The sequence below is a fragment of the Oleiphilus sp. HI0132 genome (genome assembly GCF_001635845.1).
Genome location: NZ_LWGJ01000964.1, coordinates 1 through 483 on the forward strand (window position 1 = coordinate 1; position 483 = coordinate 483).

The following is a 483-nucleotide window of genomic DNA, read 5'->3' on the forward strand; positions in this document are numbered from 1 at the left end:
TGAAGTGTCGGCTAGTGATGCGGATGATGCGCCGATTGTTAAATACGTCAACAAGATGCTACTCGACGCAATCAAAACTGGCGCATCAGATTTACACTTCGAACCTTATGAAAAAAGCTACCGCGTTCGCTACCGTACAGACGGTATATTACACGAAGTTTCAAAGCCCTCCATTAAACTGGCCCCCAAGATATCAGCCCGTTTAAAGGTTATGTCCCAGCTGGATATTTCTGAGCGGCGAATTCCTCAAGATGGACGTATTAAGCTAAAGCTATCAAAAACCAAAGCGATTGATTTCCGGGTGAATACCCTACCTACGTTGTGGGGCGAAAAAATTGTATTGCGTATTCTTGACCCGAGCAGCGCGAAAATGGGGATTGACGCATTGGGTTACGAAGACGTCCAGAAAGAGCTCTATATGGATGCGCTTCACCAGCCGCAAGGGCTTATCCTAGTAACCGGCCCTACGGGGAGTGGTAAAAC

The 483-nt window shown here is 47.2% G+C and carries 1 protein-coding gene; it reads left to right on the plus strand.

The window, feature by feature from the left end; all coding sequences use genetic code 11:
• Positions 1 to 483 (plus strand): ATPase, T2SS/T4P/T4SS family (locus A3766_RS10900; RefSeq protein WP_197479532.1); only part of this gene is annotated, 483 nt, incomplete at both ends.